Source organism: Pseudomonas sp. GLN_2, assembly GCF_043106005.1.
Lineage (GTDB): Bacteria > Pseudomonadota > Gammaproteobacteria > Pseudomonadales > Pseudomonadaceae > Aquipseudomonas > Aquipseudomonas alloputida.
The window spans coordinates 96,553-111,909 of record NZ_JBICMC010000080.1 but is presented as its reverse complement, the minus strand read 5'-3'; the positions used below and the strand labels follow the sequence as shown (position 1 = coordinate 111,909).

General features: G+C 62.6%; 17 protein-coding genes. 7 read left to right on the top strand and 10 right to left on the bottom strand.

Annotation, left to right across the window (positions count from 1 at the left end):
* Positions 1–131 precede the first annotated feature (131 nt).
* The gene (gene rssC / locus ACF8Q6_RS19255) at positions 132–614 is read right to left on the bottom strand and encodes an anti-sigma factor antagonist RssC (RefSeq protein WP_161774733.1); all 483 of its coding nucleotides are present in this window, start codon (positions 612–614) and stop codon (positions 132–134) included.
* The gene (gene rssB / locus ACF8Q6_RS19250; RefSeq protein WP_003248822.1) at positions 611–1,792 is read right to left on the bottom strand and encodes a two-component system response regulator RssB; all 1,182 of its coding nucleotides are present in this window, start codon (positions 1,790–1,792) and stop codon (positions 611–613) included. Before rssB ends, rssC begins: the two co-directional genes overlap by 4 nt.
* Before the next feature lie 270 nt (positions 1,793–2,062).
* Here rssB and ACF8Q6_RS19245 point away from each other — a divergent pair, with 270 nt between their 5' ends.
* The gene (locus ACF8Q6_RS19245; protein WP_003248821.1) at positions 2,063–2,362 is read left to right on the top strand and encodes a PilZ domain-containing protein; all 300 of its coding nucleotides are present in this window, start codon (positions 2,063–2,065) and stop codon (positions 2,360–2,362) included.
* Between the two features lie 34 nt (positions 2,363–2,396).
* Here ACF8Q6_RS19245 and ACF8Q6_RS19240 read toward each other — a convergent pair whose 3' ends face one another.
* Complete coding sequence (locus ACF8Q6_RS19240; protein ID WP_176684866.1) at positions 2,397–3,104, bottom strand: VacJ family lipoprotein; 708 nt, start codon at positions 3,102–3,104, stop codon at positions 2,397–2,399.
* 201 nt (positions 3,105–3,305) lie between these two features.
* Here ACF8Q6_RS19240 and ACF8Q6_RS19235 point away from each other — a divergent pair, with 201 nt between their 5' ends.
* Together ACF8Q6_RS19235 and ACF8Q6_RS19230 are read left to right on the top strand one after the other, a co-directional pair.
* Positions 3,306–3,869, top strand: coding sequence for a hypothetical protein (locus ACF8Q6_RS19235; protein ID WP_012053149.1), 564 nt, complete (start codon positions 3,306–3,308; stop codon positions 3,867–3,869).
* A 122-nt stretch (positions 3,870–3,991) separates the two neighbouring features.
* Positions 3,992–4,255 (top strand): DUF4404 family protein, encoded by a 264-nt coding sequence (locus ACF8Q6_RS19230; protein WP_003248815.1) that lies wholly within the window; start codon positions 3,992–3,994, stop codon positions 4,253–4,255.
* 31 nt (positions 4,256–4,286) lie between these two features.
* Here the strand turns inward: ACF8Q6_RS19230 and queF are convergent, their stop codons facing one another.
* Together queF and ACF8Q6_RS19220 are read right to left on the bottom strand one after the other, a co-directional pair.
* Positions 4,287–5,117 carry an NADPH-dependent 7-cyano-7-deazaguanine reductase QueF gene (gene queF / locus ACF8Q6_RS19225; RefSeq protein ID WP_392493784.1) on the bottom strand — a complete coding sequence of 277 codons (831 nt, stop codon included), beginning with the start codon at positions 5,115–5,117 and terminating at the stop codon, positions 4,287–4,289.
* Positions 5,118–5,185: 68 nt separating this feature from the next.
* Complete coding sequence (locus ACF8Q6_RS19220; protein ID WP_392493785.1) at positions 5,186–5,713, bottom strand: plastocyanin/azurin family copper-binding protein; 528 nt, start codon at positions 5,711–5,713, stop codon at positions 5,186–5,188.
* A 199-nt stretch (positions 5,714–5,912) separates the two neighbouring features.
* Between ACF8Q6_RS19220 and cinR the strand changes: the two genes are divergently transcribed.
* Together cinR and cinS are read left to right on the top strand one after the other, a co-directional pair.
* On the top strand, positions 5,913–6,593 hold the full coding sequence (cinR, locus tag ACF8Q6_RS19215) for a two-component system response regulator CinR (protein WP_014753919.1): 681 nt from the start codon (positions 5,913–5,915) through the stop codon (positions 6,591–6,593).
* Positions 6,590–7,942 carry a two-component system sensor histidine kinase CinS gene (gene cinS, locus ACF8Q6_RS19210; RefSeq protein WP_392493786.1) on the top strand — a complete coding sequence of 451 codons (1,353 nt, stop codon included), beginning with the start codon at positions 6,590–6,592 and terminating at the stop codon, positions 7,940–7,942. The genes cinR and cinS overlap by 4 nt, the downstream gene beginning before the upstream one ends.
* 39 nt (positions 7,943–7,981) lie before the next feature.
* Here the strand turns inward: cinS and ACF8Q6_RS19205 are convergent, their stop codons facing one another.
* The 3 genes from ACF8Q6_RS19205 to ACF8Q6_RS19195 are packed head-to-tail and all read right to left on the bottom strand — an operon-like array spanning position 7,982 to position 11,225.
* Positions 7,982–9,223 carry a lipoprotein-releasing ABC transporter permease subunit gene (locus ACF8Q6_RS19205; RefSeq protein ID WP_392493787.1) on the bottom strand — a complete coding sequence of 414 codons (1,242 nt, stop codon included), beginning with the start codon at positions 9,221–9,223 and terminating at the stop codon, positions 7,982–7,984.
* A gap of 60 nt (positions 9,224–9,283) precedes the next feature.
* Positions 9,284–9,967: a lipoprotein-releasing ABC transporter ATP-binding protein LolD gene (lolD, locus tag ACF8Q6_RS19200; RefSeq protein ID WP_014753922.1), complete on the bottom strand. Its 684-nt coding sequence runs from the start codon at positions 9,965–9,967 to the stop codon at positions 9,284–9,286.
* A 7-nt stretch (positions 9,968–9,974) separates the two neighbouring features.
* Positions 9,975–11,225 carry a lipoprotein-releasing ABC transporter permease subunit gene (locus tag ACF8Q6_RS19195; protein WP_392493788.1) on the bottom strand — a complete coding sequence of 417 codons (1,251 nt, stop codon included), beginning with the start codon at positions 11,223–11,225 and terminating at the stop codon, positions 9,975–9,977.
* Positions 11,226–11,318: 93 nt separating this feature from the next.
* On the opposite strand from ACF8Q6_RS19195, the gene ACF8Q6_RS19190 reads away from it, so the two are divergent.
* Positions 11,319–11,903: a PilZ domain-containing protein gene (locus tag ACF8Q6_RS19190; RefSeq protein ID WP_003248801.1), complete on the top strand. Its 585-nt coding sequence runs from the start codon at positions 11,319–11,321 to the stop codon at positions 11,901–11,903.
* 31 nt (positions 11,904–11,934) lie between these two features.
* Positions 11,935–12,651: a glycerophosphodiester phosphodiesterase family protein gene (locus tag ACF8Q6_RS19185; RefSeq protein ID WP_003248799.1), complete on the top strand. Its 717-nt coding sequence runs from the start codon at positions 11,935–11,937 to the stop codon at positions 12,649–12,651.
* A 48-nt stretch (positions 12,652–12,699) separates the two neighbouring features.
* Here ACF8Q6_RS19185 and sthA read toward each other — a convergent pair whose 3' ends face one another.
* Both sthA and ACF8Q6_RS19175 read right to left on the bottom strand, forming a co-directional pair.
* The gene (gene sthA / locus ACF8Q6_RS19180; protein WP_010953139.1) at positions 12,700–14,094 is read right to left on the bottom strand and encodes a Si-specific NAD(P)(+) transhydrogenase; all 1,395 of its coding nucleotides are present in this window, start codon (positions 14,092–14,094) and stop codon (positions 12,700–12,702) included.
* 204 nt (positions 14,095–14,298) lie between these two features.
* Positions 14,299–15,297 (bottom strand): FAD:protein FMN transferase, encoded by a 999-nt coding sequence (locus tag ACF8Q6_RS19175; protein WP_392493789.1) that lies wholly within the window; start codon positions 15,295–15,297, stop codon positions 14,299–14,301.
* Positions 15,298–15,357 lie beyond the last annotated feature (60 nt).

Genomic DNA, 15,357 nt, shown 5'->3' with positions numbered 1-15,357 from the left:
ACAGCCTGTGCCGGCCTCTTCGCGGGTAAACCCGCTCCTACACCTGATTGGGGGTGGACACACATTGGTGTTTGGGCGCAGGCCGTCGTAGGAGCGGGTTTACCCGCGAAGAGGCCGGCACAGGCTATAGATCAACTACGCTCCAGCGCATTGACCAGATCATGGAAGGCTTCGCGGTTGGAGTCATTCAGGCCCATGAGGATCTTGTGCGCCTCCAGCACCTTGGAGCGCACCACCTCTTCATTCTGGTCCTGCGACGGCAAGTCGGTCAGGCAATCGGTGCAGGGTATCGGCCGATCGACGATGTTGAACACCTGATCGAAGCCCATCGACTGCAATAACCGTGAAATGTCCGGATTGGTAGTCACCACCGTCGGCAGCAGGCCCACCTTCTGCCGCGACAGGATCGACAGCTTCGCCAGCAGGCCCAGCGTGGTGCTGTCGATACTCTCGGTTTCAGTCAGGTCGATGACAATCGCCGAGAAGTTCAGCGCAGTGAAAATCTTCTCGATCGTCGCATCCAGCGCCGAACACAGGGTCAGGCGCACTTCACCAACGAATTTCAGTACGAAGGTACCGCTCTGCTCGGCGAACTGAATTCTACCGGTACTCATTGAAGGTTCCTGCTCAACACCAATAGGGCGATATCATCCGGCATCTCCCCAAGCGTAGCCAATCCAAATCGTTGACGCAGCCCATCCAGACTGCCACCTGCTGCCTTGACGATCTCCGGCAAGGCGGCTTCTTTATCTTTGAGCGTATCACCCGGCAAAAGGTCCAGAATGCCATCGGACATCAGGCTGAGGCTGAACTGCGGGGGCAGCTCCACCACCAGGTCCTGGTAGGTGGCCTCATCGAACAACCCCACCGGCAGGCCGCGGCCTTCCAGGTAGCGGCAATGCTCGGGGGTGTACAGTACCGGCAACGGCAAATGGCCGCCGACAGCGTAGGTCAGCAGGCCGGACTCTTCGTCGATCACCCCGCCGACCATGGTGACGTGCTTGCCCAGCTTGCTGTTGATCAGGCCGCGGTTGATGTGGCTGAGCACTTCAGACGGCTTGAACTCACGCATCCTGCTGCGTTTGAGCTCGAACATGAGGCGCGTGGTCATGAATTTCAACAGCACGGTGACAAAGGCCGACGACGCCCCATGCCCGGATACATCGGCGAGGTAGAAAGCAATGCGCCGCTCGTCCACGCGGAAATAATCGACAAAATCACCCGATAGGTACAACGACGGGATGATCTGGTGCTCGAAGGCGAACTCACCGGCCACCCAGGGGCTTTCCGGCAACATGTTCATCTGCACCTGGCGACCGGCGGTCTGGTCCTCCTGCAACAGGTGCAGGCTGGCCTCCAGTTCACGGTTGGCGGCTTCGAGCTTGTCGCGGTAGCGCTGGTTTTCCAGCACAAGGCGCGAGCGGTCGAGGGCGCGGCGCACCGAATGCTCGAGTACGGCCAGGTCTTCCAGCGGCTTGATGAGGTAGTCGGCGGCGCCCAGGCGCAACGCTTCCACCGCATCACTCATGACGCCGGCACCGGACACCACGATCACCGGCAACTGCGGCGCACGCTCGCTGACCTGACGGATCAGTTCGAGGCCGCCCATCTGCGGCATGCGCAGATCGCAGATCACGAGGTCGGGCTGGTGTTCTTCGAAGACCTGAAGCCCCTGCTGGCCATTACTGGCCTGGAGGACGCTGAAACCACTGTCTTCAAGGTAGGCGGCGAGGCTGGCACGGACCACGTCGTCGTCATCGATGATCAGCAGCGTTGCACTGGTTTTCTGCATGTGGGCGAACGGCGCCGATTTAGGTTGGTGCAGCGGTGTCGGCAAGGCAGACGGCCAGCTACGGGAATTCTTTATGGTCACACTCTACTTGAGTTGTAGGACAAGAACACCTGCCCGGCAACTGTCAGAGGTACCTTGTAAGGCGCAGACGGTACTCCCATCCGGCAGGGGTTTCAAGCATGCTGGGGTCGACCTCGCCGCTCTTTACAGGGCAAATCACCGGGAGTTATAAGAAAGTCGACCAGCGCAACCCGACGGGAAGGATGCAGCATGCCCCACACGCCCTCCAGCCATAGCGAAAAACGCGACTTCATTCGCATGCGCATCGACACCGAGGTCAGCCTTTTGCACGAAGGCCAGGTGATTGCGGCGGTGTGCCTGGACCTGTCCAGCGGCGGCATGCAGGTGCAGGCGCCGCAGCGCTTTCTGGTGGGTGATCTGATCGAGGTACGGATCGACTCCGACCATCCGGCGCTGAAGGGGCTGCATGCCAGCACCGAGGTGGTATGGATTGCCGACCAGCCGGGCGGGCAGCAGAAGTTCGGGCTGCGGATTCTGGCCATGCATTGATCCTGAGGCCGCTTTGCGGCCCCAGGTTCACAGATCAGAAGTCGTCTTCGACCTCGCCATCCTTCACCTTGAACTCGCGGTTTTGCAGGTAGGCATTACGAATGAAGATGTACTTGTCACCCTGAATCAGCTTTTCGGCCGAGAGCAGGCTGGCGCGGGTGTCGATCACGTCCAGCGCAAAGATCGAGTTGCGCGTAGGCACGTGGTCGATGTAGCGATAGGGTTTGGTATAGGTGTCCGGGTACTTGGCCACACCGTCACGCACGGTGCTTGGGCCCAGCAGCGGGATGACCACATACGGCCCGCTCGGCACGCCCCAGTAGCCCAGGGTCTGGCCAAAGTCCTCGTCGTTGCGCTGCAGGCCCATCTTGGTACCCACATCGAAGAAGCCACCCAGGCCGAAGGTGGTGTTGACGATCAACCGTGCCGTATCCACGCCCGCCGCATGCGGCTTGAGCTGCAACACGTTGTTGGCCAGGTTGGTCACGTCCCCCAGGTTGCGAAAGATGTTGTGGATGCCATCTTCGAGGAACTGTGGAGTGACCGCTTGGTAGCCCTTGGCCAATGGTTTGAGGGCATAGGTGTCGAGGGTATCGTTGAAGCGGAAGATCGGGCGGTTGACCGCTTCCCAGGGATCTTCCTCGGTGGCGGCCTGGGTGGCTGCCACGGGCGCCAGCAGCATGCTGGCACAGACACAGGCCTGGGTGACTCGTTCGATCACACTGGCACCGATCCTACGCATAGATGTTTCTCCATCGAATTTCTCGGCCGCAAGCGCAACAGGTCGCGCTGCTGTTAAGGCGGCAGTATAGAGACTTGCGAGCTGATAAACAGCCTTACACATTTTTGCTGAATATTTTGTGAACAACTGTTGCGCAGCGGCCGATGTCACAAGACGGTAACAATCAACGCATAGCCTTCGAACCATTTGGGGGAAGTTGCCATGGACACTGCGCCCGCCTTCACTGCTGTGTTGTTCGGCTTGCGCGGCTGCCTGGTGCAGGCTACCCATGGCGCGCCATCACCCGCCCCCGGCGCCCTGGCCACCCTTGCCAGCCTGCGTCAGCGCCAAGTGCCGTGCATCTGGCTGGATGACCTCAATACCGCGCAAAGCGAGCGCCTGGCCCATGTGCTGCCCGACTGGCTGCCAGGGCATGCGGTCAATGGCGTGCGCTGGCCAGCGCCGAACGCTTGCTGGCAGGCACTGATGGCGCTGGACAGCGAGCGCCTGGATGGCTGCGTATTGGTCAGTGGCGACCCGCGCCTGCTGCAGTCTGGCCTTAACGCCGGCTTGTGGACAGTGGGCCTGGCCGCCTGCAGCCCGTTATGCGACCGCACTTCTGCGCAATGGCAAGCCATGAGCCCGCAAGAGCAGGATCTGGCGCGTAGCAAGGCGACGCTGGCGCTATTCAGCCTGGGCGTGCACTCGGTGATCGACCATCTGGAAGCGCTGGACACCTGCCTGGTGGACATCGCCCAGCGCCGGCGCAAGGGTGAAAAACCCTGATACAGCAGCCTTGACGCGGATCATGCAAATCGCCAGCAGGTAGATTACCCTGAAGACAGGCCAGAACCTTTGCCACGCCGCCGAGGTCCATGGCTTGCCAAGCCATTGATGGAGAATAGCCAATGCCTGCCCGCGAATTGCAAGAGCGCCTGAACAGCTTGCGCGAGCAACTGGACCGCAACGTACCGCTTTCGGAAGAAGAGCTGGCCGCCCTGCACGAAGAGGCGCGCCAGATCGAGGCGCAACTGAAACTTGAGGAAGCCACGCCAGACAACAACCTGGTGGACGGCGTGAACCTGGCGATCGAACGCTTCGAGGCCGACCACCCCGACCTCACCGCCACCCTGCGCAGCATTGCCAACTCGCTGCACAGCATGGGGATCTGAAAGAGCGGGGGCCGCAAAGCGGCCCCCTGTATTACTGCCGGACCAGGCGTTTGTTATCCGGGCTGATCGCCCCGGTGCTGCGATACGGGTTGATGTCCAGCCCACCGCGGCGCACATAGCGCGCATAGACCGTCAGGTGCTCCGGCTGCAGCAGATTCTTCACGTCCAGGTAAATCCGTTCCACACACTGCTCATGGAAGTCGGCATGCTGGCGGAAGCTGATCAGGTAGGTCAGCAGGCTGGCGTGGTCCAGCGCCCTGCCCTTGTACTCAACCACCACGCTACCCCAATCCGGCTGGCCGGTGACCGGGCAGTTGGACTTCAGCAGATGGCTGTGCAAGGTTTCTTCCACCACCCGCGCCGGGTCACAGCGCAACAGCTCTGGCTGCGGCTGCTCGTAGTTGCTGATGGCCACATCCAGTGCATCGATGCACTGCCCCGGCAACGCCACCACACCCTGGGCTTCAACCTCGGCCAAAGTGCGCACCTTCACCCCCACCGGCTTGCCGGCAGCGGCGGACAGGTCTTTTTCAAGGCATGCCTGCAACGCGTCCAGCGAGGCGAACACCGTCTGGTTCAGCGAGTTGAGGTACAGCTTGAATGACTTGGACTCGATGATGTTTGGCGAATCCGCCGGGATGGCGAACTCGCCGATCGCCACCACCGGCTTGCCCGAAGGCAGCAACCAGCTCAGCTCGAAGCAGTTCCAGAAATCCACCCCCTGCCAGGGTAAGGTCTGTGCAGTGACGCCCAGCTCGGCCCACTTGGCAGTACGCGGGATCGGGAACAACTGCTCCGGGGAGTAGGTGGCGATGTATTCGCTGGACTTGCCCAGCGGGGAATGTTCGGCAGCGGGATGCATGGAAACTGACCTAGAGGTTCGAAAATGCCCCTAGTCTACCGGTTTTGCACCCCGCCTTGCAGGGCCAGTCACTCAATGGTCAATGTCCCGACCATACCTGCCTGGTAATGACCCGGCACGTTGCAGGCAAACTCGATGGGTGCCGATTGGCGGAAGGTCCAGGTCAGCTCGGTGCGCTGGCCGGGCATGACCATCACAGTGTTGCCACCCCCGTGACCATGGCCGTCACCGTGGTCCATCATTTGGCCGTGGCTCATCATCTTGCCGTGATCCATGCCTTCGTGGTTCATCGCCTCGGTGAACACCTTGCCTTGCATGGCAACCATTTCCTTCTGGTGTTCGGCATGCATGGCCTTGTCGCCCAGGTTGAATTCGTGCGGCAGGTTGCCCTCGTTGACCAGCACGAAGCGTACCGTCTCGCCGGCTTTTACCTGCAGGCTTTTGGGCTCGAAGGCAATGTCCTTGAGCACCACGTTGACCGTGCGGGTGGCCTTGGCCGCCGGGGCAGGCTCGCCAAAGGCGAAGCTCTGCGCCTGGCTAGCGACAGCCGGCAGGCTGCCCAGGGCAAGGGTGGCGGCAATGAACAGGTGTTTCATGATGACTCCGGGAATACACAGCAGGATGAAGCCACATTAGCCGGGGCGACTGGCAGTTACCTGACAGGCACATTACAACTTTGTCAGCTTGGGCGAGCGGGCACATCGTCACGTATCATTTCACCCACCCCATTACCCCTGTGCTAGCGGTAAAGCGACGCCATAGGCTACGCACAATCTTTCAGAATATGGACAGTGCATGAAACTGCTGATCGTCGAAGACCAGGCCCGCACCGGCCAGTACCTGAGCCAAGGCCTGAGCGAGGCCGGCTTTGCCACCGAGTTGGCTACCGATGGCGAGACCGGCCAGTTCCTCGCCCTGACCGGCGACCACGACCTGCTGATCCTCGACGTGATGCTGCCTGGCCGCGACGGCTGGCAGATTCTTCAGGCCGTGCGCCAGGCTGGCCTGGATACGCCAGTGCTGTTCCTGACCGCCCGCGACGCCGTCGAGGATCGCGTGCATGGCCTGGAGCTGGGCGCCGACGACTACCTGGTCAAGCCGTTCGCCTTTTCCGAACTGCTGGCCCGGGTACGCAGCCTGCTGCGCCGTGGCACCAGCCCGAGCCAGGACACGACCCTGAGCCTGGCCGACCTGCGCCTGGACCTGATCCGACGCCGCGCCGAGCGCGCCGGGCAGCGCATCGACCTGACCGCCAAGGAGTTCTCACTCCTTGAGCTGCTGCTGCGCCGCCAGGGTGAGGTGCTGCCAAAATCGCTGATCGCCTCGCAGGTGTGGGACATGAACTTCGACAGCGACACCAATGTGATCGAAGTGGCCATCCGCCGCCTGCGCCTGAAAATCGACGACCCGCACCCCAACAAGCTGATCCACACCGTACGCGGCATGGGTTACGTACTCGAAGAGCGCACCGAGTGATGCGCCGGGTTTCCCTCGGTAACCGCCTGGCCCTGCTGTTCGCCGCCTGCACCGCCACCGTCTCGCTGGGCGCCGGGCTGCTGTTCAGCCGGGCCAGCGAGCAGCATTTCGTCGAACTTGACCAACAACTGCTGGACTCGCGCCTGTCCTTGTTTCGTACGCAACTGGCTGGCGTCAGCACATCTGATGAACTCCAGGCCCGCTTGCCTGCGCTGCGCGATGAACTGAGTCACCAGGCCGACCTGGCCTTGCGTATCAGCGCAAGCAATGGCGCCACCTGGTTCGAAAGCCGCAGCGGGCTGCCGCAAGCAGCGCTGGCCACCGGGCTGGCCACCCTGCATGCGCAAGGCATCGACTATCGCAGCCTGTCCGTGCCCCTGAAACAGGGCGCCATGCAGTCGCCGCGACTAACCCTGTACCTCGACATCACCCACCACCAGCACTTCCTGCAGGGCATGCAACGGCTGATCTGGCTGACGGTCGGCCTGTCGGCGCTAACCACCGCACTACTGGGTGCCTGGGCCGCCCGCAGCGGCCTTCGCCCCTTGCGGCAGATGGGCCAGGTGGCCGCCAGCGTGTCAGCGCGTTCGCTCACCACCCGTCTGCCGGTGGCGCAGATGCCCGAAGAGTTGGCCGAGCTGGCCAGCAGCATGAACGCGATGCTGCAGCGCCTGGACGATGCCTTCCAGCGCCTGTCAGCGTTCTCGGCCGATATCGCCCACGAGTTGCGTACGCCGCTGTCCAACCTGCTGACCCACACCCAGGTCACCCTCACCCGCCCACGCAGCCTCGAAGAATACCGAGAGGCGCTGCATGGCAACCTGGAAGAACTGCAATGGATGGCGCAGATGATCAACGACATGCTGTTTCTGGCCAAGGCCGACCACGGCCTGCTGGTACCGGGGCACGCGCCTTTGGCGCTGCATGACGAGGTGGATGCACTGCTGGAGTACTACGCGCCTCTGGCAGAAGACAACGACGTGCAGATGCTGCGCGAGGGTGAAGCGGTGCTGCACGGCGACCAGCATATGCTGCGCCGGGCGCTGTCCAACCTGCTGGACAACGCCATGCGTTTTACCCCGGCAGGAGGACAGATCAAGGTGACCCTGGGGCCGGGGCCGACGATCAACGTGGCCAATACCGGGCTGGCTATCGACCCGGCGGCACTACCGCGGCTTTTCGACCGTTTCTACCGGGTGGACCCGGCTCGGCGGGAAGGCAGTAGCGAGCATGCGGGGTTGGGCCTGGCGATTACCCGGTCGATCGTGCAGGCCCATGGCGGGCGTATAAGGGCAGAATGCGAGGATGGGTGGACCCGATTCGTGATCGAGTTCACTCAAGACCGGTAACCCTGGGGCGCTTTACGCCCCCAGGATCTCAGGCAAACATCAAACCGCCAGGCCAATCGCCGGCTGCACCTGCGACGCCCGGTAGGCCGGGTAAAGGGTCGCCAGGAAACTCATCACCAGGCCGGCGGTGCAGATGATCGCCACATCCCCCCACTGCAACTGCGACGGCAAGCTGCTGACGAAGTACACATCCGACGTAAAGATGTGCTGCCCGCTCACCCGCTCCAGCCAGCCGACGATCTGGCTGACATTGAACGCCGCAACCACGCCCAGTACGCCACCAATCAGCGTGCCGACAATGCCGATCAGGCTGCCCTGGACCATGAACGTGCCCATGATCTGCGCCGGCGTGGCGCCCAACGTACGCAGGATGGCAATGTCCGGCCCCTTGTCGTTCACCACCATCACCAGGGTGGCGATTATATTGAACGCCGCGACCGCGATGATCATCATCAGCAACAGGCCGATCATGGTCTTTTCCATTTTCATGGCGCTGAACAGGCTGCCCTGGGTATGCGACCAGTCATCGGCCCGGTAGTCGTCCCCAAGCCCGGCAGCAATCGCCTTGGCCACCTGCGGAGCGGCATACAGGTCGTGCAGCTTCAGCCGCACACCTTGCACCTGGCCTGGCGCCCAGCGCTGCATCTCGGCTGCATCAGCAACATGGATATAAGCCTGCGACCCATCCAGCTCGGCGCCGACCTTGAAGATGCCGACCACGGTGAGGCGCTGCATGCGCGGGGTGATGCCACCCGGTTCCTTGCTGATTTCCGGCACGATCAAGGTCAGCTTGTCGCCGGTGTTCAGGCGGAAGCGGCGTGCGGTCAGCTCGCCGATGACCACACCGAACTCACCGGGCTGCAAGCCCTGCAGGCGGCCCTGGACGATGTGCTGGCCAACGATGGAAACCTTGCCCTCCTCGGCCGGGTCGATACCACCCACCTGGATCGGCTGCATGGCGCCCTTGTACGACAGCATGCCTTCCATCTCGGTAATCGGCGCCACAGCCATCACCGCCGGATTCTTCATGGCGGCGTCGGCCACCTTGTGCCAATCGTCCAGCGGCTGCACGCCCAGGATGGCGGCATGCGGCACCAGGCCGAGAATGCGCGAGCTCATTTCGCGCTGGAAGCCGTTCATCACCGACAGCACCACGATCATCGCCAGCACGCCCAGCGACAGGCCGATCATCGAAGTCATCGAGATGAACGAGATGAAGTGGTTGCGACGCTTGGCTCGGGTGTAGCGCGCGCCGATAAAGATGGGCAAGGGTCTGAACATGTACGAAATCACCCAGTGGAAACAGGAAAACGGGGCAGCACCTGCCACCCCGGCAGTCGATCAGATGGCCACCAGGTGGCCATCGTCGAGCTTCAGCACACGGTCCATCTGCCGCGCCAGGTTGAGGTCGTGGGTGACCACCAGGAATGCCGTGCGCGAAGCGCTGGACAGCTCCTGCATCAGCTCCTGGATGCCTTGGGCGGTATGGTGGTCGAGGTTACCGGTCGGCTCGTCGAGCATCACCAGGCCGGGGCGGTTGACCAGCGCCCGGGCAATCGCCACACGCTGGCGCTCGCCGCCGGAAAGCTCGGCCGGCTTGTGGTTCAAGCGGTGGCCCAGGCCTACCCGCTTGAGCAGCGCCTCGGCACGCTCCCGGGCCTCGGGGATGGGCGTTCGGCCGATCAGCAGCGGCATGCACACGTTCTCGATGGCGGTGAATTCCGGCAGCAGGTGGTGGAACTGGTAGACAAAGCCCAACTCACGGTTGCGTAGCAGGCCACGGGCACGCTCGCCCAGTGCCGACAGCTCTTCGCCAGCCAGCCACACGCTACCCTGGGTCGGCCGGTCGAGGCCGCCCAGCAGGTTGAGCAAGGTACTCTTGCCCGAGCCGGAACTGCCAACGATGGCCACCCGCTCACCGGCCTGCAGTTCCAGGTTGAGCCCGGACAGCACCTGCACCGACTCCGGGCCCTCGTCGTAGGACTTGCCCAGGTTGCGGCAACTCAGAACGGCTTTATCACTCATGCGCGACTCACTCATAACGTAGCGCCTCTGCAGGCTGGGTGCGGGCCGCACGCCAGGCCGGATACAGGGTGGCGAAGAAACTCAGGACCAGTGCCGCACCGCAGACCATGTACACGTCCTGGGCCAGGATCTGCGACGGCAGGTAATCGATGAAGTACACGTCGGCGTTGAGGAACTTGTGACCGATCAGTGTCTCGATGCCGGCGATCGCCGCGCTCACGTTCAGGGCCGCGAAGATCCCGACGACGGCGCCGATCAGGGTACCGATCACCCCGATCACCGTGCCCTGGACCATGAAGATGAGCATGATCTGCGCGGGCGTGGCGCCCAGGGTGCGCAGGATGGCGATGTCGCCGCGCTTGTCGTTGACCACCATCACCAGGGTGGAAATGATGTTGAAAGCCGCCACCGCCACGATCAGCAGCAACAGCAGGCCGATCATGGCCTTTTCCATACGGATCGCCTGGTACAGGTTGCCGTGGGTACGGGTCCAGTCACGGCTATAGAACTCCTGTTCGCCCAGCTGCTGGGCGATGCTCCAGGCTACGCGCGGCGCCTGGAACAGGTCGTCGAACTTCAGGCGCAGGCCCTGGACCTGGTCGGGCTTCCAGCGGTGCAGGCGGGACAGGTCGCTGATGTTGGTCAGGCCCAGGTAGCCGTCGATCTCCCCCGCGCCAACGTGGAAGGTGCCGACCACGGTGAAGCGCTTCATGCGCGGGAACATGCCGGCGGGGGTCACGCTGACCTCGGGGGCGACGAAGGTGAGCTTGTCGCCGATGGCAACGCCCAGCTTGGCCGCCGCCTTGTCGCCGATCATGATGCCCCACTCGCCCGGCGCCAACTGGTCCAGGCGGCCTTGCAGGACGAAGTTGTCGATGATCGACACCTCGCGCTCGCGAGCAGGGTCGATGCCGTTGAGCAGCACCTTCTGCACCTTGCCATCATGGGTCAGCAGGCCCTGCATCTGGGTGAACGGTGCAACCGCCACCACCTGCGGATTCTGCTTTACTTGTTGGGCAAGGGCCTGCCAGTCGGCAATGGGCTGGCCGCTCTCCAGCGTGGCATGGGGAATCATCCCCAACACGCGGGTGCGCATCTCGTGGTCGAAACCGTTCATCACCGACAGCACCACGATCATTACCACCACGCCCAGGGCGAGGCCGATCATCGAGGTCAGGGAAATGAACGAGACGAAGTGATTGCGACGTTTGGCACGGGTATAACGCGTACCGATGAATGCGAAAAGAGGTCTGAACATGTCGGGGCTTGTTCGGATGAAAGGGAACGTCCTTGTGGCGAGGCGCCTACGGCGGCTTTACACTCGGACCACCGCCGCTACCTTGGGTTCGCCATGACGACATTAGACGAAGAAGATCGCCGCGAATACTACCGCATCGAAGATCGGATCGCACTTCAAATAAGCCCCCTTAGCGCGGCCGAAGCCCTTGAACCAGATGTGTTGCAAGATGATTCGCCGTTGTTCAACCTGCTCAGCGAGCTGCACCTGTCCGACTTCGAGTCGCAACACCTGTTGCGCCAGCTAAGCGACAAGGACCGCACCCTCGCCGCGTTCCTGCGGGCACAGAACAAGCGCCTCGACTTGCTCAGCGCGGTGGTTGCACAAACCCTGCTTGGCGAGGTCGGCGAGCCGCTGCCGGTGGTCATTTCCGAAGGCGGCATCGAATCCGCCCAAGCCACACAGATTGCCCCCGGTACCCGGGTGAAAGTGAAAATGGTGCTGATGCCGCGCGCCCATGGCCTGCTGCTGCGCGGCAAGATCACCCATTGCGACCCTCGCCCGGAGGGCGGCTTCGAGGTCGGCACCGAGTTCATCGACATGACCGATGCCCAACGACAACTGCTGGCGCGTTACATCCTGCAGCGCCAGCAACAGCAACGGCGCCAGCAGCTGGAACTGAACGACCCCGCCTCCTGAGCCAATTTCTCCCTGATTTGAAGGAACGAACGTGACCCTGATCTACGGCCATCGCGGCGCCAAGGGCGAAGCACCCGAGAACACCCTGAAGAGCTTTCAGCAATGCCTGTCCCATGGCGTGACCCGCTGCGAGCTGGACCTGCACTTGTCATCCGACAACGAACTGATGGTCATCCACGACCCCACCCTCAAGCGCACCACGGGCCGGCGCGGCAAAGTGGTCGAGCACCCGGCCGCCGAACTGGTCAAGATCGATGCCCGCAAAGGCGGCCCGGGCCATGTGCAGCCCTGCCCGATCCCGAAACTGGAAGAGCTGTTCGAAAAATGCCCGTTCGAACACTGGCAACTGGAGGTGAAAAGCGCCTCGCGCACCCGCGCGGCCACCACCGTCCTGGCGATCCGTGAACTGGCCCAGCAATATGGCCTGCTGGACAAGGTGACCATCACCTCCAGTTCACGCGAAGTACTGGGCGCCGCCCTGGAACTGGTGCCAGACGTGAAGCGCGGGCTGGTGGCCGAATACGCCTGGCTCGACCCGCTGAAGGTGGCACAGAACTACGGCTGTGAACTGCTGGCATTGAACTGGACGCTGTGCACCCCCGAGCGCCTGCTCAAAGCACAGGGCCAGGGTTTGCATGTGTCGGTGTGGACGGTCAACGAGCCGGCACTGATGCGCCGGCTTGCTGACTTTGGTGTGGACAGCCTGATTACAGACTTTCCCGGTTTGGCCAAGACCACCCTCGGGTAGGGTTGAAATCGGTCTCTCCGACCGGCTCAGGCCACCGGTCGGAGCCGCTCAAAAAAGCCGGTTCAGGCCGTCATAGGCAGCTACCCGATAGGCTTCGGCCATGGTCGGGTAGTTGAACGTGGTGTTGACGAAGTACTTCAGGTTGTTCTGCTCACCCGGCTGGTTCATGATCGCCTGGCCAATGTGGACGATCTCCGAAGCCTGGTAGCCGAAGCAATGCACGCCGAGGATTTCCAGGGTTTCGCGGTGGAACAGGATCTTCAGCATGCCCTGCGGCTCGCCGGCGATCTGCGCACGCGCCATGCTCTTGAAGAAGGCCTTGCCCACTTCGTACGGCACCTTGGCCTGGGTCAGCTCCTGCTCGTTCTTGCCGATCGAGCTGATCTCGGGAATGGTGTAGATACCCGTCGGCACGTCGTTGACGAAGCGCCAGCTGCCGTTATCGACAATGCTGCCAGCGGCCGACCGGCCCTGGTCATGAGCGGCACTGGCCAGGCTTGGCCAGCCGATCACGTCGCCGGCACCGTAGATGTTCGGCACGGTGGTGCGGTAGGCCTCGTCGACCTCGATCTGACCGCGGCTGTTCACCTTGATGCCGATATTTTCCAGGCCCAGCTTGTCGGTGTTGCCGGTACGGCCGTTGCACCACAGCAACGCGTCGGCCTTGATCTTCTTGCCCGACTTGAGGTGCAGGATCACCCCGTTGTCCAGGCCTTCGACACGCTCGTACTCTTCGTTGTGGCGCACGGTGATGTTGTTGTTGCTGAAGTGGTAGCTCAGCGCCTGGGAAATTTCCGAGTCGAGGAAGCTCAGCAGCTGGCCACGGTTGTCGACCAGCTCGACCAATACGCCCAGGCCACTGAAGATCGAAGCGTATTCGCAACCGATCACGCCGGCACCGTACACGATCAGCTTGCGCGGGGTATGGCTGAGGCTGAGGATGGTGTCGCTGTCGTACACGCGCGGGTGGTGGAAGTCGATGTCGGCCGGGCGGTAGGGGCGCGAGCCGGTCGCGATGATGATGTGCTTGGCGTTGAGCTTCTCGACCACGCCGTTCGGGCACACCACTTCCACGGTTTGCTCGTCGGCAAAGCTGCCGGTGCCGACGAACACGTCGACGCGGTTACGGGCATAGTAGCCGGTGCGCGATGCCACCTGCTTGGCGATGACCTTCTCGGCGCTTTTCAGCACGTCCGGGAAGGAGAACCAGCGCGGCTCGCCGATGGCACGAAACATCGGGTTGGTGTTGAACTGCATGATCTGCCGCACCGAGTGACGCAGTGCCTTGGACGGAATGGTACCCAAGTGGGTGCAGTTGCCACCGACCTGGCGACGGTCATCGACCATCGCCACCTTGCGCCCTGCTTTGGCGGCGTTCATTGCCGCGCCTTCACCGGCCGGGCCGGAACCCAGCACCACTACGTCGTAGTTGTAGACAGCCATGCGTACTCCTTCAGAACTGGCCCGCAAGCCACGGTCGCTCGCGGGGCACGATCATGCCGCCGGGGCGCCATGAGAAAATTCGGGTGCAGTCTAATCAACCCTGAACGCCGCGCACATTAACCCTTGGTCGCGTCGTAGGCCAATTTTGCCCGCACTACATATGCTTCACCCATTCCCTGGCGGCAATCATCCCTGCTTGTGCTTTCACTGGCCTTTCACTGCCCGTTCGAACGCGGGCGTAGCTCGGGAGACGAAGCCTCCCTCTGCTCGAGTCACCAAAACCGCAGCCAAGTCATGCGCCACGGCAAAATCCCAGCCTTGCTGTGGACCCAGGATGAGCAGCAGCGTCGAATAGCCATCGGCCAGCAGTGCTGAGGTGTCCAGCACCGTAACGGCAGCCAGGTCATGTTCGACCGGGCGCCCGAGGCGGGCATCGAAGGTGTGCGAATAGCGCCGGCCATTCTGCTCGAAATAGTGCCGATAGTCACCCGAGGTTGATACTGAAAGGCTATTGACCGGGATGATCTGGCGGGCGACCTGACGGTCTTCGCGGGGCAGTTCCAGGGCAATACGCCAAGGGCTGCCGTCAGGCTTGCGGCCAACCGCCTTCAGCTCGCCAGTGGCCTCGGCGACAAAACTACTGATACCCATGGCCTGCAGGCGCGCAGCGATCAAGTCGACAGCATGACCGGCGACGATGCTGTTGAAGTCGAGCTGCACCGGGGCATCCTTGCACAGGGCTCGACCTGTGACGCGCAAGTGCTGGTAACCCACGCGCCGGCGTACCTGGGCCAGTGCCTGTGGTTCGGGCACCTGCTGGTGACGGGCCTGAGGGCCGAAGCCCCACAAGTCGAGCAATGGCTCTACCGTGAGGTCGAAGGCGCCATCGCTCTGCTCGGCAAGGTGCTGGCCCAGGCTGACCAACGCGAGCATGTCAGGCGGCAGGGCCAGGCACTGGCCGGCAGGCAAGCGGTTGAACTGGCTTACGATGGAATCGCCGCGGTAAGTCGAGTAGTGGTAGTCGATGTCGTGCAGAATGGTTTCCACCGCCCTCTGCACCTGGGCCGGCTCCGGGCCACCAGGCTCGCGGACGTACTGGATGCTGTAGCTGCTGCCCATGGTCGGGCCACCCAGGCGCTCCAGGGTGGGGCCCTGGTTGCAGGCGGTGAGTAGCAGCAGAATGAACAGTAGGGCTGTGCGCACAGTAGGGTTTCTCGGTTGCCGGTGCTGGCCCTTTCGCGGGTAAACCCCGCCTACAGGGGC